The sequence below is a fragment of the Streptomyces sp. AP-93 genome, assembly GCF_022808175.1.
Lineage (GTDB): Bacteria > Actinomycetota > Actinomycetes > Streptomycetales > Streptomycetaceae > Streptomyces.
This window is the reverse complement of record NZ_JALGBX010000002.1, coordinates 471,807-490,166: the sequence shown is the minus strand read 5'-3', so window position 1 is coordinate 490,166 and position 18,360 is coordinate 471,807. Positions and strand designations below refer to the sequence as shown.

Here is an 18,360-nt window from a genome sequence, read left to right as displayed (position 1 = left end):
TTCACGTGAAACAGTGGATGCCTCCCACCGGACCTCGCGTGGATGTTTCACGTGAAACATCCACCCCAAATCCCCTGGACCGGGTCACCTTCGATGAACCAGTCTGGGGCCGTGACACCACCACACCTCACCTCTCTCCCGATCCGCGCACTGACCGTGGACGACCTCCGCCACTGCGCCGATCTCTCCGAAGACCGCGGCTGGCCCCGCGAGGACCACAAGTGGGGCCTGCTGCTCGCCGCCGGACACGGCTACGGCATCGACGCCCCCGACGGACAGGGACTGGCCACGGCCTGCGTGGTCACCCGCTACGGACCGCCGATGGCCGATCCCGAGCTCGCCTCCATCGGCATGGTCCTCGTCGCCGAGCGCTACGCCCGCCAGGGTCTGGGCCGGCGCCTCATGACATACATCTGCGACGAGGTCCTCAAGGGCGTTCCGCTCACCCTGCACGCCACCCCGTACGGCCGCCCCCTCTACGAGGAGCTCGGCTTCGAGAGCACCGGCCGCGCCGAGATGCTGCGGGGCGCCTTCAGCCCGGATGCCGGCGCACCCGCACCGGACGCCGTCCGCGTCCGGCCCGCCGGCGCCGAGGACATCGCGGGGATCCTCCGGCTGGACGCCGAGGTGTTCGGCGTCGACCGGACCCACCTGATCACCCGGCTGCCCGCCTTCACGGATCGGCTGCTCGTCGCCGAGGACCCCTCCGGCGACCTGATCGGCTACGGAGCGATCTGGCCGAACATGGACACCCATGTCATCGGACCCCTGGTGGCCCGTGACACCGGCGCGGCCAGGGCGCTGGTCACCGCCCTCGCGGCGGCCACCGACCGGCACCTGCGCACCGATGTCGACGTACGCCACGAAGAACTGCTCGGCTGGCTCAAGGACCGCGGTCTCGGCTCCGTGGCCTTCAACACCGTCATGACCCGGGACATCCCCGGCCTGCCCGGTGACTGGACCCGCCGGTGGGCCCCGCTCACCGTGGCGGCCGGCTGAGCAAGGAGCACCAGACCATGACCGACAGCGACTCCGGCCTCCTCATCCGTCCCGCCACCGAGGAGGACCTGCCCGCGATCGTCGCGATGCTCGCGGACGACCCGCTCGGCGCCACCCGGGAGTCCCCGGACGATCTCACCCCCTACGCGGTGGCCCTCAAGCGGCTGACGGACGACCCCCACCAGCACGTGGTCGTCGCCGTCCGCGCGGGCCGCGTCGTCGGCACCCTGCAGCTGACGATCGTCCCCGGACTCTCCCGCAAGGGCAGCATCCGTTCGATCATCGAGGGCGTACGGGTCCACGCCGACGAACGCGGCAGCGGGCTGGGTACCCGGTTCATCGAATGGGCGATCGAACGATCCCGTGCCGAGAACTGCCAACTCGTCCAGCTCACCTCTGACGTGACCCGCACCGACGCCCACCGCTTCTACGAGCGGCTCGGCTTCACCGCTTCCCACGTCGGGTTCAAGCTCCAGCTCTGAGGCCCCGTGCGTGGGCCGGGTCGCTGTCGGCTGCCCGGCCTACGATCGGGAGGATGAGCAGCCTTCCCCTCCTCAGCACGGCGGAGCGCCGCCGACGCCTCGGCCACAGGCACCGCCTGTCCCCGTCGGCACACGCCACCACCGTGTCCGAGGCCGCGGACGCCGTCGTCGCCCTGCACGCCACCGATGCCGCGACCGTCTTCCTCTCCGCCCGCGCCAGGCTGAGCGAAGGCTCGCCCGCCGCGATCGAGCAGGCCCTGTACGAGGACGTGACCCTCGTACGGCTGCTCAGCATGCGCAACACGCTCTTCGCCGTCTCCACCGAGCTCGCCCCATACGTCGACGCCTCCACCGCCCGCGGCATCGCCGTGAAGGAGCGCCGCACCTTCCTCAAGCACCTGGAGGAGGACGGTCAGGGCCTCGACGCGGACTGGCTGGCCCACGTGGAGAGCTCCGTGCTGGACGCACTCGACGCCCAAGGCCCCTCCACCGGCAGCCAGCTCTCCGCCGCCGTCCCCGCACTGCGCCGGAAGTTCGTCTACGGCCGCGGCAAGAAGTACGAGACCGGGGTCGCCACGCGCGTCATCCGCCTGCTGGCCGCCGACGGGCGGATCCGCCGGGACCGGCCCCGGGGATCGTGGGCCTCCAGCCAGTACCGCTGGGTCCACACCGAACCCTGGCCGGCCGTGCCCGCGGCCGAGGCCCGCGCCGAGATCGCCCGGCGCTGGCTCCACTCCTACGGTCCGGCCACTGAGGCCGACCTCAAGTGGTGGACGGGCTGGACCCTCACCGAGGTCCGCAAGGCCCTCGCGGCCGTCGGCCCCGACGAGGTCCGGCTCGAAGACGGCACCACCGCGCTCGTCTGCCCCGGGGACACCGGGACCGAACCCGGCCAGGAGCCCTGGGCCGCCCTGCTGCCCGCCCTGGACCCGAGCGCGATGGGCTGGGCGGACCGGAGCTTCCACCTCGATCCCGCCCACCGCCCGCCGCTCTTCGACCACTCCGGCAACATCGGCCCCACCGTGTGGTGGAACGGAGAGATCGTCGGCGGCTGGGCCCAGCGCGGCGACGGCGAGATCGTCCACCGGCTGCTGGGCGACCCCGGCAGCGAAGCCGAGAAGGCCATCGCCGACGAGGCCGTCCGGCTCGCCGCATGGTTGGGGGCCGACCGGATCACCCCGCGCTTCCGCACCCCGCTGGAGCGCGAACTCGTAGCGGGGTGAGGACGGTGCGCTAGCCGATGCCCCGCCAGCCCTGCGGGTCGACCCCGCCGGGCACCGGGGACTTCGGGTCGTAGGGCTCGCGGGTGAACACGAACGAGGCGAGGTCGAGGTGGCTCACCGATCCGTCCGGCCGCCGTACGGCCCGCAGCGACTCACCCGCGTAGTAGCCGCCCAGTCCGGTCCAGCTGCCGTCCGGCTCCGGCCGGAAGCGGGCGGCCCGGCCGGTCGCGCCCACCGGACCCAGCTCCAGGAATCCGTCGTAGGTCAGCCGTACGGCCTGGGCCGACGTGCCCCAGTACCAAGGGCCGCACAGCTCCAGCGCGACGGGATCGGCCTCCCGCAGCGGCCGCCACGGCTCGGGGATCCGCGGCTCGGCCTCGGCGACGATGCCCACCAGATCGGCCGCCAGCGTCGAGACCGCCAGCCCCGACGTGCAGTTGGCCAGTGCCACCGCCGCCACGTCGTCCTCCTCGCTCAGCCACAGCCCGGCGAGGAAGCCCGGCAGCGAGCCGCTGTGGCCCGCGAGCCGGCGCCCGCCGCTCTGCGTCAGCTGGATCCCGAGCCCGTATCCGAGGTCGGCGATGCCAGGCTCCGGGGGAGTGGCCGACGTCCGCATCTCCCGTACGGACTCGGCGCTCAGCACGCGCGCGTCGCCCCGTACGAGGAAGGCGGCGAACTTCGCCAGATCACCGGTGGTGGACCACAGCTGGCCCGCCGGGGCCATGAGCCCGAGGTCCTCCAGCGGTTCCGGCATCATCACGTCCGCCCACGGGTGCACCGCCCAGCCGCCCGCGTGCGGGGCCACCGGCTGCGCCGTCGTGCGCTCCAGCCCCAGCGGCTCCAGCACCTCGGCGCGGAGCGCCTCCGCCCAGGGCCTCGCACGGACGGCCTCGACGAGCGAACCGAGCAGTGTGTACCCGGGGTTGGAGTAGTGGTGGCGCCGACCGGGCTCAAAGCGGAAGGGCTTCTCGCCCAGGACGTCCGAGAGCTCCGGGCGCAGCGTGCCCGCCGTGCGCTCCCACCACTCACCGGGCGTCTCCGCCGCCAGTCCGGAGGTGTGGGACAGCAGTTGTCCCACCGTCACCTCGCCGGCTCCCGTACCCGGAAGGAACTTCTCGATCGGATCGCCCAGTTCCAGCAGGCCCTCGTCCCGCAGCCGCATCACCAGCACGGCGGTGAACGTCTTGGTGATCGACCCGATCCGGTACTGCACGTTTCCGTCGGGACCGTGCCCCTCGACCATGGTCCGGGACCCCTCCCAGACCACCTCGCCACCCCGCACCACGGCCGCCACCAGGGACGGAGTCCGGCCTTCGCGCTGCGCGACCGCGATCCGGTGGCTCAGCGCACGCCGGGTCGCAGGCAGGAGGACAAGATCTTCCAGTGCGGTATCCATGCTGCGGATGCTACGTGTTGGCCATGTCCACGAACCGCGAATAGTGGCCCTGGAAGGCCACGGTGATGGTGGCCGTCGGACCGTTACGGTGCTTCGCCACGATCAGGTCCGCCTCACCCGCGCGGGGGGATTCCTTCTCGTACGCGTCCTCGCGGTGCAGCAGGATCACCATGTCGGCGTCCTGCTCGATCGAGCCGGACTCACGCAGGTCGGAGACCATCGGCTTCTTGTCGGTGCGCTGCTCGGGACCACGGTTCAGCTGGGACAGCGCGATCACCGGGACCTCCAGCTCCTTCGCCAGGAGCTTGAGGTTTCGGGACATGTCCGAGACCTCCTGCTGGCGGCTCTCGGGCCGGCGCGAGCCGCCCGACTGCATCAGCTGGAGGTAGTCGATGACGACGAGCGACAGGTCGTTGCGCTGCTTGAGGCGGCGGCACTTCGCCCGGATCTCCATCATCGACAGGTTCGGGGAGTCGTCGATGTAGAGCGGGGCGGCGGAGACGTCCGGCATCCGGCGGGCCAGCCTGGTCCAGTCGTCGTCCGTCATCGTGCCGGAGCGCATGTGGTGCAGGGCCACCCGCGCCTCCGCCGAGAGCAGGCGCATCGCGATCTCGTTGCGCCCCATTTCGAGGGAGAAGATGACGCTGGGCAGGTTCGCCTTGATGGAACAGGCACGGGCGAAGTCGAGCGCGAGGGTGGACTTGCCCATGGCGGGTCGGGCCGCGATGACGATCATCTGGCCCGGGTGCAGGCCGTTGGTCAGCGAGTCCAGGTCGGTGAAGCCGGTCGGGACGCCCGACATCTGGCCGCTGCGCGAACCGATCGCCTCGATCTCGTCGAGGGCGCCTTCCATGATGTCGCCGAGCGGCAGGTAGTCCTCGGAGGTCCGCTGCTCGGTGACGGCGTAGATCTCGGCCTGGGCGCTGTTGACGATCTCGTCGACGTCCCCGTCGGCGGCGTAACCCATCTGCGTGATCTTCGTACCGGCCGCGACCAGCCGGCGCAGGACCGCCCGCTCGTGGACGATCTCCGCGTAGTACTCGGCGTTCGCCGCCGTGGGGACCGACTGGACCAGGGTGTGCAGGTAGGGGGCGCCGCCGACCTTGCTGATCTCACCGCGCCGGGTCAGCTCGGCGCTGACGGTGATCGGGTCGGCCGGCTCTCCCTTGGCGTACAGGTCGAGGATGGCCTGGTAGATCGTCTCGTGCGACGGACGGTAGAAGTCGTGCCCCTTCAGCACCTCGACCACGTCGGCGATGGCGTCCTTGGACAGCAGCATGCCGCCCAGGACGGACTGCTCTGCGTCGAGGTCCTGGGGCGGGACCCGCTCGAAGCCGCCGCCACCGCCGTCCCAGGAGCCGCCCTCGCGGCCTCGGTCGCTCTGTTCGTCCCCGCGGCCACGGCCTTCGCCGTTGCGGCGCGTACGGGCGGGCAGACGGTCACCTGGACCGCTGTCGGCCCAGGGGTCGTCCATGGGCTCGGACATGCTCACCGGGCCGCCTCCTCCCGTCCGCAACGCGGACCTTGCCGTGTCACTCTTTCTACGACACGGCTCTGACATTTGGGGCACCCGAATCGGCTCTCGGCGAGTCGGACAACGAACAACGTTAGGGCCGGGAGCGACGTCAGCCAATCCTGTTATCCACAGGCTGTGTGGATGAGGTGTGGATGACGGCGCCAATGCTGTGGGTAACTCCCCGGAAGCTGTGCACGGACCGGGGGACGGCGCTGTGGACAAAATCACCTGGACCACCCGCTCACACCACCTGACCTGGGATTTCCCCCTCCACCGACTGTGGGGGAGAAAATTTTTGGCCACGGTCCCGAGATCGCCTCCAATGAGGTGGGACGAACGCTCGAATCGACGCATCGGTAAGGATCCAAGAGCCCTTGCGTCTATTACCTGTGGAAGATTAGATTGAGCACATGAGACTGGCCCCCACCGCACCGAAGGCTGCCCCGAGACGGCACGACCGCGAGATCCTCGCACTCGCCGTCCCCGCCTTCGGCGCCCTCGTCGCCGAACCCCTCTTCGTGATCGCCGACAGCGCCATCGTGGGCCACCTCGGCACACCCCAGCTGGCCGGTCTCGGCATCGCGGCCGCACTGCTCACCACGGCCGTGAGCATCTTCGTCTTCCTCGCCTACGCCACCACCGCGGCCGTGGCCCGCCGCGTCGGCGCGGGCGACCTCCAGGCCGCCATCCGCCAGGGCATGGACGGCATCTGGCTCGCCCTGCTCCTCGGCGCGGCCGTCGTCGCCGTCGTACTGCCCACGGCGCCCACCCTGATCTCCTTCTTCGGGGCCTCCGACACCGTCGCCCCGTACGCGATCACCTACCTGCGGATCTCCGCCCTCGGCATCCCCGCGATGCTCGTGGTGCTCGCCGCCACGGGCGTCATCCGCGGCCTCCAGGACACCCGGACCCCGCTCTACGTCGCGATCGGCGGCTTCGCCCTCAACGGAGTCCTGAACGTCGCCCTCGTTTACGGAGCCGGCCTCGGCATCGCCGGCTCCGCCTGGGGCACGGTGATCGCCCAGTGCGCCATGGCCGCCGCCTACCTCGTCGTGGTCGTCCGGGGCGCCCGCCGGCACGGCGCCTCCCTGAGGCCCGACGCCGACGGCATCCGGGCCTGCGCCCAGGCCGGTGCGCCCCTGCTGGTCCGCACCCTGTCCCTGCGGGCGGTCCTGCTGATCGCGACCGCTGTGGCCGCACGCCTCGGGGACGCCGACATCGCGGCCCACCAGATCCTGCTCGCCCTGTGGAGCCTGCTCGCCTTCGCTCTCGACGCGATCGCGATCGCCGGGCAGGCCATCATCGGCCGCTACCTCGGCGCGGGCGACACGGAGGGGGCCAAGGCAGTTTGCCGCCGCATGGTGCAGTGGGGGATCGTCTCCGGCATCGTCCTGGGCCTCCTCGTGATCGCGGCCCGCCCGGTGTTCATCCCGCTCTTCACCAGCGACCCCGCCGTCGAAGACGCCCTGCTGCCGGCCCTGCTCGTCGTGGCCGTCTCGCAGCCCGTCTCCGGCATCGTCTTCATCCTCGACGGCGTCCTGATGGGCGCGGGCGACGGCCGCTACCTGGCCTGGGCCATGCTGCTGACCCTCGTCGTCTTCACTCCGGCCGCCCTGCTCGTACCGTCCCTGGGCGGCGGGCTGACGGCCCTCTGGTGCGCCATGACCCTGATGATGCTGGTCCGCATGGTCACCCTCCAGCTGCGCGCCCGCTCGGGCCGCTGGCTGGTCGCCGGAGCCACCCGGTAGACCGAGGCGGCCCGCGGCAGACCGCCGGTTCCCGCTGTCGGCCTGGAGCGATGTTTCACGTGAAACAGGGCCGATGAACAAGCCCGTGTTTCACGTGAAACAACGAAGAAGGGCCGCACCCCCACAGGGGTGCGGCCCTTCATGCGCAGCCCTTAGGCGGCGACGACCTCGATGCCCACGGTCGCGGCCACGTCAGCGTGCAGACGCACGGAGACCTGGTACGAACCGAGGGTCTTGATCGGGGAGCCCAGCTCCACGCGGCGCTTGTCGACCTTCGGGCCACCGGACGCCTCGATCGCCGTGGCGATGTCGGAGGGCGTGACGGAACCGAAGAGACGACCGGCGTCACCCGCGCGGGTGGCCAGACGGACCTTGACGTTCTCGAGCTTGGCCTTGAACTCGTTGGCCTGCTCGATGGTCGCGATCTCGTGGATCTTGCGGGCGCGGCGGATCTGCGCCACGTCCTTCTCGCCACCCTTGGTCCAGCGGATCGCGAAACCACGCGGGACCAGGTAGTTGCGAGCGTAACCGTCCTTGACGTCGACGACATCGCCGGCGGTGCCGAGGCCAGAGACCTCGTGGGTCAGGATGATCTTCATTATTCGGTCACCCTTTCCTTATCGCGCGGTGGACGTGTAGGGCAGCAGTGCCATCTCACGGCTGTTCTTGACTGCCGTGGCGACGTCACGCTGGTGCTGCGTGCAGTTGCCGGTAACGCGGCGGGCACGGATCTTGCCACGGTCGGAAATGAACTTCCGCAGCATGTTCGTGTCCTTGTAGTCCACGTACGCGGTCTTGTCCTTGCAGAACGCGCAGACCTTCTTCTTAGGCTTGCGCACAGGCGGCTTCGCCATTGTGTCTCTCCTGTGAAATCAAGAAGTGGGGGTGCGAGCTGCCCTAGAAGGGCGGCTCGTCCGAGTAGCCACCGCCGGAGCCGCCGGAGCTTCCGCCCCAACCGCCACCGCCGCCGCCCTGCTGCTGGCCACCGGCCGGCGCACTGGACGCCCAGGGGTCGTCGGAGGGAGCTCCGCCGCCCTGGGGGGCGCCGCCACTGGGGGCTCCGCCCCAGTTGCCACCGCCGCCGCCCTGCTGCTGACCGCCGCCACCGCCGCCGTATCCACCCTGACCACCGCGACCAGTGGTCTTGGTGACCTTGGACGTGGCGTTCTTCAGGCTGGGGCCGACTTCCTCGACGTCCAGCTCGTAGACCGTGCGCTTGACACCCTCACGGTCCTCGTACGACCGCTGCTTCAGCCGGCCCTGCACGATGACGCGCATGCCCCGGGTAAGGGACTCGGCGACGTTCTCAGCCGCCTGGCGCCAGACCGAGCAGGTCAGGAACAGGCTTTCGCCGTCCTTCCACTCATTGGTCTGCTTGTCGAAAGTGCGGGGAGTGGACGCGACACGGAACTTCGCGACCGCCGCACCCGAGGGGGTGAAGCGCAGCTCGGGGTCGTCGACGAGATTGCCGACGACCGTGATGACGGTCTCGCCTGCCATGGATGAACCTCTCGGCGGGGATTGCTGCTGGGCTGCTGTGCTACTCGGTCCCGATTACCGCTGAACCGAAGTTCAGTGGGTCTCGGGGCGAAGGACCTTGGTCCGGAGAACCGACTCGTTCAGGTTCAGCTGTCGGTCAAGCTCCTTGACGACCGCAGGCTCGGCCTGGAGGTCGATGACCGAGTAGATGCCCTCGGGCTTCTTCTTGATCTCGTAAGCGAGACGACGACGGCCCCAGGTGTCGACCTTCTCGACCTTTCCGTTGCCCTCACGGACGACAGAAAGGAAGTTCTCGATCAGCGGGGAGACAGCGCGCTCCTCGAGATCGGGGTCGAGGATGACCATCACTTCGTAGTGACGCATGTGGAACCCACCTCCTTTGGACTCAGCGGCCACGGTCGTTCCGTGGCAGGAGGGTCGTGATGCGTGCGCACGGCATCTGCAGAGCAGACACCGCGCAGCTGTACAGACTACCTCCTCGACTCCTTCCGGTTGAAATCCGGCGCAAGGAGGCCACAATCTGTATGCATCGGGTGTGCTCGGTGCTAGGCCCCTGCTCCTGCCGGAGCCGGCCCCGCAGCACCGCTCTGCTGCAGCCAGGAGGTGCCTTCCGATGGCACAGGCAATGCGATCTCAGTCCTCCATCTCGCTCTTCGCGACCGACGGCAAGCCCCATCCGCTCCAGGACACCCTGGTGGCGGTCACCCTGGTCCTCGGCGCCGTGGCGTTCGTCACGGCCTTCTTCCACAACCTGCACCTGCTCAGCTCGTGGACCGGGCTGATCGGGATCGTCACCGGGCTCTACGGCCAGTTCATCTCCGCCACGACACGCGAACGCACAGCACTGATCATCGGCCTCGGAGCCGCGGCCATCGGCTTCTTCCTCGGCATGGCGCACGGCGGTCTCTTCGGCGGCTGGCTGGGCTGACCGGGTGCCTCCGCGACGGGGCGCCGGCCTCCACCGGCCCAGGCCCGGCCTGTCCCCCAGATGGGTGGCGCCCCCGTCGCAGTAGGCTTCGCGCCATAGCCAGCGAAGCCGCCGAGGAGACGCCCCGCATGAGCCTGTCCCTGAGGACCATCAGCCGAGAGCAGCACCTGGGCTACCTCCAGAGCCTGCCCTCGGCTAGCCACTGCCAGGTCCCGGCGTGGGCCGACGTGAAGAACGAGTGGCGTTCCGAGAACCTCGGATGGTTCGACCAGTCCGGCGAACTCGTCGGCGCCGCACTCGTGTTGTACCGGCAGCTGCCCAAGGTGAAGCGGTACCTCGCGTACCTCCCCGAGGGCCCGGTCATCAACTGGTACGCCCCCAACCTCGAAGAGTGGCTCCAGCCGATGCTGGCGCACCTCAAGCAGCAGGGCGCCTTCACCGTGAAGATGGGCCCGCCCGTCGTGATCCGCCGCTGGAACTCGACCGCCATCAAGGCCGGTATCCAGGACCCGGAGGTCAAGCGCCTGCGTGACGTGGAGGCCTCCGTCATCGAGCCCCGCGCCTTCGAAGTCTCCGACAAGCTGCGCCGGATGGGCTGGCAGCAGGCCGAGGACGGCGGCGCCGGCTTCGGCGACGTCCAGCCCCGGTACGTCTTCCAGGTACCCCTGGCCAACCGCTCGCTGGACGACGTCCTCAAGGGCTTCAACCAGCTGTGGCGCCGCAACATCAAGAAGGCCGAGAAGGCCGGTGTCGAGGTCGTCCAGGGCGGTTATGAGGACCTCCCGACCTGGCAGAAGCTGTACGAGGTCACGGCCGAGCGCGACAAGTTCCGCCCGCGCCCGCTCAGCTACTTCCAGCGCCAGTGGACGGCCCTCAACTCCGAGGACCCCAACCGGATGCGGCTGTACATCGCCACGCACGAGGGGGAGCCGCTGGCCGCCGCCACGATGCTCACCGTCGGCCAGCACGTCTGGTACTCGTACGGCGCATCCGCCAACCACAAGCGCGAGGTCCGTCCTTCGAACGCGATGCAGTGGCGCATGCTGCGCGACTCCTACGCGCTCGGCGCAAGCGTCTACGACCTGCGCGGCATCAGTGACACCCTGGACGAGAACGACCACCTGTTCGGCCTCATCCAGTTCAAGGTCGGCACGGGCGGCGAGGCCGTCGAGTACGTCGGCGAGTGGGACTTCCCGCTCAACAAGCTGCTGCACAAGGCACTCGACATCTACATGTCGCGTCGCTGACCCCGCCCCACCCACACACACCGCACCGCTGCACCACGCAGCTCATCGAGAGAGGCTCCGGACGGGCATGGCGCTCACGCTCTACGTCGACACCGCGCGCTGGCGTGCGCACCAGAAGCAGATCCAGGACCAGTTCCCCGGGATGATCCCCGTCTGCAAGGGGAACGGCTACGGCTTCGGTCACGAGCGGCTCTGCGAGGAGGCGACCCGGATGGGCGCCGACGTCCTCGCCGTCGGGACGACGTACGAGGCCGCCAGCATCAAGGACTGGTTCGGCGGTGACCTGCTCGTCCTCACCCCGTTCCGGCGCGGTGAGGAGCCGGTGCCGCTGCCGGACCGGGTCATCCGCTCGGTGTCCTCGCTTGACGGGGTGCGCGGCCTGGTCGGCGCCCGTGTGGTCATCGAGTGCATGAGCTCGATGCGCCGGCACGGGATCTCCGAGCAGGACCTCGGCCAGCTCCACACGGCGATCGAGGACGTCCGGCTGGAGGGCTTCGCCCTGCACCTGCCGTTGGACCGCCCTGACGGCTCCGATGCCGTCGAGGAGGTCATCGGCTGGATGGACCGGCTGCGCGCCGCCCGGCTGCCGCTGCACACGATGTTCGTCAGCCACCTGAAGGCCTCGGAGCTGGTGCGGCTGCAGCAGCAGTTCCCGCAGACGCGCTTCCGGGCCCGCATCGGCACCCGGCTGTGGCTGGGCGACCACGAGGCGACCGAGTACCGCGGCGCGGTACTCGACGTCACCCGCGTCGCCAAGGGCGACCGGTTCGGCTACCGGCAGCAGAAGGCCGCCTCCGACGGCTGGCTGGTCGTCGTCGCCGGCGGCACCTCCCACGGAGTCGGCCTGGAGGCCCCCAAGGCCCTGCACGGGGTGATGCCGCGCGCCAAGGGCGTCGCCCGCGCCGGACTCGCCACCGTCAACCGGAACCTGTCGCCGTTCGTGTGGGCGGGCAAGCAGCGCTGGTTCGCCGAGCCGCCGCACATGCAGGTGTCCATCCTGTTCGTGCCGTCGGACTCTCCCGAGCCGAAGGTCGGCGACGAACTGGTGGCGCACCTGCGCCACACCACCACGCAGTTCGACCGGGTGCTCGACGCCTGAGTCACTCCCCGGGGCGCGCGCCCCACTCCACCCGCTGACCCTCCGAAGGCGCCGCGTCCTGCGGCGCCTTCGGCGTCCGCGAGAGCGTGAAGACGTCCTCGGCGCCGTCCAGGACGCCCCCGGAGGGGTCGTCCGATCCGTCGCGCCGCACCACGTCCCGCTCGGGCAGCAGGATGTCGCGTACGACCACCGCGCACAGGTAGAGCGTGCACAGCAGGTGGGCCGCGATGGCCAGCTGGTAGCCCTCCAGGGGCAGGCCCTGGTGCTTGTCCCCGCTGGTCGTGTAGGCGAGGTAGAACCAGATCCCCAGGAAGTAGACGACCTCGCCGGCCTGCCAGATCAGGAAGTCCCGCCAGCGCGGCCTGGCCAGCGCGGCGAGCGGGATGAGCCAGAGCACGTACTGGGGCGAGTAGACCTTGTTGACCAGGATGAAGGCCGCCACCAGCAGGAAGGCCAGCTGTGCGAAGCGGGGGCGGCGGGGCGCGGTCAGGGTGAGCAGCCCGATGCCCGCGCACAGCAGCAGCGTCAGGCCCGTCGCGTAGGTGTTGGCGCCTTCGAGGGGGTTCCCGGAGCGCTGGGAGATCAGCAGCCACACGGATCCGAAGTCGATGGGCCGCTCCTGGCTGAAGGTGTAGAACTTCTGCCAGCCCTCCCAGGCGAAGAGCATCACGGGCAGGTTCACCACGAGCCAGGCGACCAGAGCGCCGCCGACCGCCTCGCCGAACGCACGCCACTTCCCGGCCCGCCAGCAGAGCACGAACACGGCCCCGAGCAGCAGGACGGGATAGAGCTTGGCCGCGGTGGCCAGGCCGATCAGGACGCCGAAGGACCGCGCCCCGCCCCGCGACCACATGAGCATCGCGGCGGCGGTCAGGGCGATGGCCAGCAGGTCCCAGTTGATGGTAGCGGTGAGCGCGAAGGCGGGTGCGAGGGCGAAGAGCAGCGCGTCCCACGGCCGCCGGCGGTGGGTGCGGGCCACGCACACCGCGATCACGGCGGCGCAGACCATCAGCATGCCCGCGTTGACCATCCAGTACATCTGCTCCCGGTGCTGCATGGAGCCGCTGCCGGGGGTCATCCAGGAGGCGATCTCCATGAAGAGCCCGGTGAGCACCGGGTACTCCAGGAACTGCATGTCGCCGGGGATCCGGTCGAAGTACGGGGTGAGGCCGTCGGCGAAGCCGCGTACGACGTAGAGGTGCGGGATGTCCGAGTAGCAGGCGTGGGTGTACTGGGAGCCGGCCCCGCGGAACCACGCCCAGTCGTAGCAGGGCAGCTTCTGCACCATGCCGAGCGCGAACATCCCCAGGGCGACGAGCACGACGACCCGCACCGGGGTCAGCCAGTGACCGCCCAGCCGGGCGTAGCGGCCCAGCGGCCCGCCGATGAACTCGCTCCCCGCGGCGGCCACCTCGTCCTGCTGGGTGGGCAGTACGGGGCTGTCCTCGTGCACCTTCGTCATGCGCACATCCTGCCGTACGGCGCCGCCCTCTCCCATGGGACAGGGGAGAGGGCCGCCGCACTGGGTGCGACGGCCCTCTCCGTCCGTGCGTGGGGCGTCCGGTCAGCCCCCCGTAGAGCCCCCTATCGGGAACTCTCCGGTACCGCCGCTCGGCCTGTCGCGCGTCTTGCTGGGCGAGGGCGAGGGCGACCGGGACGAACTGGGGCTGGGGTCCGGCTCGCAGATGGCCCACGGCTTGCAGGTCGGCTTGCCGCCGCCGCGCGTAGGACTCGGGCTGGGGGACCGGGACGGGGACGGGGACGGGGAGTTCGACGGAGACGGCGAGGGGGAGGGGGACATGGAGGGGGAGGGCGACGGAGCGCCCGAGGCGTCCGCGACGACACCGAGCTCGTCGGGCTCCGGGAAGTCCGACTTCGCGACGCCGTTCAGCGCCTCCTTCATGTACTTGGTCCAGATCTCTGCCGGGATGTCACCACCGTGGAGGGAGGGAATGCCCGCCACGCCCCTCATCGAGATCAGTTCCTTCTTCTTCGCGCTCGGGTCCGAGCGGAACAGGGCCACGGAGGTCGACAGCTCGGGGGTATAGCCGACGAACCAGGCCGACATGTTCTTGTCGGTGGTGCCGGTCTTGCCCGCGGCGGGCCGGCCCAGCTTCTTGGCCTTGGTACCGGTGCCCTTCTCGACGACGTTGCGCAGGACCTTGGTGATGTTGTCCGCGATGGAGTTGTCCATGGCCCGCGAGCCCTTGGGGGGCCCGAAGCCGGGCAGGTCCTTGCCGTTCTTCTGGACGCTGCTCACCGAGTACGGATCGTGGTGGATTCCGGAGGCGGCGAAGGTGGCGTAGGAGTCGGCCATGCGGATGGCGCTGGGGGTCGAGGTGCCCAGAGCGAAGGAGGCGTTGTCGTTCGGGTCGAAGGACTCCGGGAGGATGCCGGTCGACTCGGCGACTTCCTTCACCTTGCTGTGGCCGACGTCGAAGACGAGCTGGGCGAACGGCACGTTGATGGAGTCCTCCATCGCCTTGTTCAAGGTCACGTAGCCGTAATCCTGCGGGCTCTCGTTCTTCTGCCGGAACGGCTTGCCGGAGCCGTCGCGCAGCGGCTGGCCCGCACGGTTGTTGATCACCGTGAGGTCGCTGGCCATGTACTTGCTGTCGGCCGAGATCCCCTCGCCGTCCGAGTTCTGCGTGCCGTACTGCATGGCCGCGGCCAGCACGAACGGCTTCCAGGTCGAGCCGACCTGGACGCCCGAGGTGTTGGCGTTGTTGTTGAAGTGCTTCTTGTCGATGCCGGGGCCGCCGTACAGGGCCACGAGGGCGCCGGTCTTGACGTCCACCGAGGCCGCGCCGAACTGGACGAAGGTGTCCGTCTCGGGCCGCTTCTTCTCGTCGAGCATCCCGTCCCGGGTCCCCTCGACGGCCTTGACCAGCGCGTCCACCTTCTTCTTCTGGAAGGTGGTGTGGATCCGGTAGCCGCCCTTGGCCAGGTCCTCGACCTTGATGCCCTTGGTCTTCGACAGGTAGAGGTTGGCGGTATCGACCAGGTAGCCGATCTGCCCGGACATGCCGGCGGCCTGAGCGGATTCGATCAGCTGGGGGAAGGTTTTGAACTGGTCCCGCTCCGCCTGCTGCATGCGCCCGACCTTGACCTCGCGGTCCAGCACCCATTGCCAGCGGTCATGGGCCCGCTTGGTGTTCTGCTCGGGCGTGGCGGTGGCGCCGATGCCGCCGTCGGGGTTGTAGAGGTTCGGGCCCTTGAGCACGGCGGCGAGGAAGGCGCTCTCGGAGGGGTTCAGCTTTTCGCTGTCCTTGCCGAAGTAGGCGCGCGCGGCCGCCTGGATCCCGTAGGCGTCGCGGCCGTAGTAGGCGGTGTTCAGGTAGCCGGCGAGGATCGTGTTCTTCTCCTCGTTGACACCCAGCTTTATCGAGATGAAGAGCTCGGTGACCTTTCGCTTGAGCGTCTGGTCCGAGTCCAGGTACTGGTTCTTCACGAACTGCTGGGTGATCGTCGAGCCGCCCTGGGTGGATCCGCCCTTGGCCATGTTCCACACGGCGCGGGCGATGCCCATCGGGTCGACGCCCTTGTCCGACTCGAAGGACTCGTTCTCCGCCGCGATCACGGCGTTCTGCATGGACCGGGGGATCTTTCCGATGGGGACGATCTGGCGGTTGACGGACCCGCCGGTCGCGACCATCTGGGTGCCGTCCGCCCAGTAGAAGACGTTGTTCTGCGCCTTGGCCGTCTTGTTCACGTCGGGTGTGCCCACCGAAGCGATGCCGATGCCGGCGCCGGCCGTGATGATCGCGCAGAAGCCCAGGGCCGTACCGCTGACGAGCTTCCAGGAGGGGACGAAGCGCTTCCAGCCGGCCTTTTCCCCGCGGGGATAGTTGATGAACCGCTTGGGACGGCCGGCGCCCGCGGCCGCGGCGGCGCCCCTGCCCCGTCCCGCCGAGCCGCGGCCGGCGGATCTCCGGGCGTCCGACCGGCTGCCGTGACCCGGCTGCGGTGCATACGGCCCGCTGGGTGACGCGGTGGGGACGTCACGCCCGGAACCGGCGCCCCTGGCAGGGCGCTGCTGGGCAGCCTTGCGGGCGGCGGCGCGGCCACCGCTCTGGGGCTGTTGCGGTTTGCGGCGGTGCTCGCTCATCGAACGACTACTCCTCGGGCAGGCGAGTGGCCTGGAAGCGGCAGGTGAGTTCCGGTCCCCCCGGTGTCATGGCGCACAGACTACGCACGCCCAAAAGCCAATCAGTGCCGAAGTTCACCCCAAATCAGGCAACTTACCTCGCGCAAATCGGTGATGTGACGCCGGTCACCGTGTCACCACTTGTAGCTGAGGGCTACCCGTTCTATCGTCTGGATGTATCGAGCCGATACATCAGCTCGACATAAAGACTCCGAGACTGGGGAAGGGCAAGCGGATGAGCAGGCGCTCAGGCATCCTCGAGTTCGCTGTTCTCGGCCTGCTTCGCGAATCCCCCATGCACGGTTACGAGCTGCGCAAGCGGCTCAACACCTCGCTGGGGGTGTTCAGAGCGTTCAGCTACGGGACGCTCTACCCCTGTCTCAAGACGCTCGTCACCAACGGCTGGTTGATCGAAGAGCCGGGCAATGCCCCGGAAGACGCTCTCGCCGCTTCACTCGCAGGGCGCCGCGCCAAGATCGTCTACCGGTTGACGGCAGCAGGTAAGGAGCACTTCGAGGAGCTCCTCTCCCACACGGGCCCCGATGCCTGGGAGGACGAGTCCTTCGCCGCCCGCTTCGCCTTCTTCGGTCAAACCGAACGAGAAGTGCGCATGCGGGTGCTGGAGGGCCGTCGCAGCCGCCTTGAGGAGCGCCTGGAGAAGATGAGCGCCTCGCTGGCTCGCACACGCGAGCGGCTCGACGACTACACGCTCGAGCTGCAACGCCACGGCATGGAATCCGTGGAGCGCGAAGTGCGCTGGCTGAACGAGCTCATCGAGAGTGAGCGGGCGGGACGGGATCAGAGACGACCCGGTCCGTCCGACGAAACGACACAGTGAGGTCTGCATCTCGCAGGCCTCGTCCGAGAACAAACAGGGAGCAACCGGAATGGGTTCGGTTCGCGTAGCCATCGTCGGCGTAGGCAACTGCGCCGCCTCGCTGGTGCAGGGCGTCGAGTACTACAAGGACGCCGACCCGGCGGCCAAGGTCCCCGGTCTGATGCACGTCCAGTTCGGCGACTACCACGTGCGCGACATCGAGTTCGTCGCCGCGTTCGACGTCGACGCGAAGAAGGTCGGCCTCGACCTTTCGGACGCCATCGGCGCCAGCGAGAACAACACCATCAAGATCTGTGACGTCCCGAGTGCGGGCGTGACCGTTCAGCGCGGCCACACCCTGGACGGTCTGGGCAAGTACTACCGCGAGACGATCGAGGAGTCGGCCGAGACCCCGGTCGACATCGTCCAGACCCTCCTGGACCGTCAGGTCGACGTCCTGATCTGCTACCTGCCGGTCGGTTCCGAGGCTGCGGCGAAGTTCTACGCCCAGTGCGCCATCGACGCCAAGGTCGCCTTCGTCAACGCCCTCCCGGTCTTCATCGCCGGCACCAAGGAGTGGGCCGACAAGTTCACCGAGGCCGGTGTCCCGATCGTCGGCGACGACATCAAGTCGCAGGTCGGCGCCACCATCACGCACCGCGTGATGGCGAAGCTGTTCGAGGACCGCGGTGTCCGTCTTGAGCGCACCATGCAGCTCAACGTCGGCGGCAACATGGACTTCAAGAACATGCTGGAGCGCGACCGCCTCGAGTCGAAGAAGATCTCCAAGACTCAGGCCGTCACCTCGCAGATCCCCGACCGCGAGCTCGGCGAGAAGAACGTCCACATCGGCCCGTCCGACTACGTCGCGTGGCTCGACGACCGCAAGTGGGCCTACGTCCGCCTCGAAGGCCGCGCCTTCGGCGACGTCCCGCTGAACCTCGAGTACAAGCTCGAGGTATGGGACTCCCCGAACTCCGCCGGTGTCATCATCGACGCCCTGCGCGCCGCGAAGATCGCCAAGGACCGCGGCATCGGTGGCCCGATCCTGTCGGCTTCGAGCTACTTCATGAAGTCCCCGCCGGTGCAGTACTTCGACGACGAGGCCTACGCGAACGTCGAGAAGTTCATCAAGGGCGAGGTCGAGCGCTAGTCGAACCCAGGCGTCCTTAAGGACGCCTGGACTTCGGCTGTTCTTCCGCGGAGGGTCCCCGGGCAATGTGCCCGGGGACCCTCCGCGTGTGTGACCCTTTCCCTC

At 69.1% G+C, this 18,360-nt stretch carries 16 protein-coding genes and 1 pseudogene; 9 read left to right on the top strand and 8 right to left on the bottom strand.

Translation table 11 applies throughout. The annotated features are described in order from the left end of the window. Positions 1 to 111 precede the first annotated feature (111 nt). Genes MTF69_RS05465 through MTF69_RS05455 form a run of 3 tightly spaced genes read left to right on the top strand, consistent with a single transcriptional unit; the run spans position 112 to position 2,704 of the window. Entirely contained in the window at positions 112 to 999 is an 888-nt protein-coding gene (locus MTF69_RS05465; protein ID WP_243331161.1) for a GNAT family N-acetyltransferase, read from the top strand. 17 nt (positions 1,000 to 1,016) lie between these two features. Then, positions 1,017 to 1,481: a GNAT family N-acetyltransferase gene (locus tag MTF69_RS05460; protein WP_243331159.1), complete on the top strand. Its 465-nt coding sequence runs from the start codon at positions 1,017 to 1,019 to the stop codon at positions 1,479 to 1,481. A gap of 53 nt (positions 1,482 to 1,534) precedes the next feature. Next, positions 1,535 to 2,704, top strand: coding sequence for a winged helix DNA-binding domain-containing protein (locus tag MTF69_RS05455; protein WP_243331158.1), 1,170 nt, complete (start codon positions 1,535 to 1,537; stop codon positions 2,702 to 2,704). A 10-nt stretch (positions 2,705 to 2,714) separates the two neighbouring features. Here MTF69_RS05455 and MTF69_RS05450 read toward each other — a convergent pair whose 3' ends face one another. Further along, positions 2,715 to 4,100 carry a serine hydrolase gene (locus MTF69_RS05450; RefSeq protein ID WP_243331157.1) on the bottom strand — a complete coding sequence of 462 codons (1,386 nt, stop codon included), beginning with the start codon at positions 4,098 to 4,100 and terminating at the stop codon, positions 2,715 to 2,717. A gap of 10 nt (positions 4,101 to 4,110) precedes the next feature. Next, complete coding sequence (dnaB, locus tag MTF69_RS05445) at positions 4,111 to 5,574, bottom strand: replicative DNA helicase (protein WP_243331367.1); 1,464 nt, start codon at positions 5,572 to 5,574, stop codon at positions 4,111 to 4,113. Between the two features lie 452 nt (positions 5,575 to 6,026). On the opposite strand from dnaB, the gene MTF69_RS05440 reads away from it, so the two are divergent. Then, positions 6,027 to 7,364 (top strand): MATE family efflux transporter, encoded by a 1,338-nt coding sequence (locus tag MTF69_RS05440; RefSeq protein WP_243331153.1) that lies wholly within the window; start codon positions 6,027 to 6,029, stop codon positions 7,362 to 7,364. A gap of 152 nt (positions 7,365 to 7,516) precedes the next feature. Here the strand turns inward: MTF69_RS05440 and rplI are convergent, their stop codons facing one another. From rplI to rpsF, 4 genes are all read right to left on the bottom strand, one after another. Beyond that, on the bottom strand, positions 7,517 to 7,963 hold the full coding sequence (gene rplI, locus MTF69_RS05435) for a 50S ribosomal protein L9 (RefSeq protein WP_243331152.1): 447 nt from the start codon (positions 7,961 to 7,963) through the stop codon (positions 7,517 to 7,519). Between the two features lie 18 nt (positions 7,964 to 7,981). Beyond that, on the bottom strand, positions 7,982 to 8,218 hold the full coding sequence (gene rpsR, locus MTF69_RS05430; protein ID WP_005315025.1) for a 30S ribosomal protein S18: 237 nt from the start codon (positions 8,216 to 8,218) through the stop codon (positions 7,982 to 7,984). A gap of 43 nt (positions 8,219 to 8,261) precedes the next feature. Continuing rightward, a complete protein-coding gene (locus MTF69_RS05425; protein ID WP_243331151.1) occupies positions 8,262 to 8,864 on the bottom strand; it encodes a single-stranded DNA-binding protein in 603 nt (200 codons plus the stop codon). A gap of 72 nt (positions 8,865 to 8,936) precedes the next feature. Then, entirely contained in the window at positions 8,937 to 9,227 is a 291-nt protein-coding gene (gene rpsF / locus MTF69_RS05420) for a 30S ribosomal protein S6 (protein ID WP_015034882.1), read from the bottom strand. 250 nt (positions 9,228 to 9,477) lie between these two features. Between rpsF and MTF69_RS05415 the strand changes: the two genes are divergently transcribed. From MTF69_RS05415 to MTF69_RS05405, 3 genes are all read left to right on the top strand, one after another. Beyond that, complete coding sequence (locus MTF69_RS05415) at positions 9,478 to 9,792, top strand: hypothetical protein (protein WP_243331148.1); 315 nt, start codon at positions 9,478 to 9,480, stop codon at positions 9,790 to 9,792. A gap of 128 nt (positions 9,793 to 9,920) precedes the next feature. Then, positions 9,921 to 11,039, top strand: coding sequence for a peptidoglycan bridge formation glycyltransferase FemA/FemB family protein (locus MTF69_RS05410; RefSeq protein ID WP_243331146.1), 1,119 nt, complete (start codon positions 9,921 to 9,923; stop codon positions 11,037 to 11,039). Positions 11,040 to 11,106: 67 nt separating this feature from the next. Continuing rightward, complete coding sequence (locus MTF69_RS05405; protein ID WP_243331145.1) at positions 11,107 to 12,138, top strand: alanine racemase; 1,032 nt, start codon at positions 11,107 to 11,109, stop codon at positions 12,136 to 12,138. A 1-nt stretch (position 12,139) separates the two neighbouring features. Here the strand turns inward: MTF69_RS05405 and MTF69_RS05400 are convergent, their stop codons facing one another. Further along, complete coding sequence (locus MTF69_RS05400) at positions 12,140 to 13,600, bottom strand: glycosyltransferase family 87 protein (RefSeq protein ID WP_243331143.1); 1,461 nt, start codon at positions 13,598 to 13,600, stop codon at positions 12,140 to 12,142. Between the two features lie 102 nt (positions 13,601 to 13,702). After that, positions 13,703 to 16,246: a transglycosylase domain-containing protein gene (locus MTF69_RS42770; protein ID WP_279345354.1), complete on the bottom strand. Its 2,544-nt coding sequence runs from the start codon at positions 16,244 to 16,246 to the stop codon at positions 13,703 to 13,705. A 274-nt stretch (positions 16,247 to 16,520) separates the two neighbouring features. Here MTF69_RS42770 and MTF69_RS05390 point away from each other — a divergent pair. Both MTF69_RS05390 and MTF69_RS05385 read left to right on the top strand, forming a co-directional pair. Then, a pseudogene (locus MTF69_RS05390) lies at positions 16,521 to 17,120 on the top strand (PadR family transcriptional regulator); the annotation flags it as partial. Positions 17,121 to 17,172: 52 nt separating this feature from the next. Further along, on the top strand, positions 17,173 to 18,255 hold the full coding sequence (locus MTF69_RS05385; RefSeq protein WP_243331138.1) for an inositol-3-phosphate synthase: 1,083 nt from the start codon (positions 17,173 to 17,175) through the stop codon (positions 18,253 to 18,255). The last annotated feature ends 105 nt before the right edge of the window (positions 18,256 to 18,360 follow it).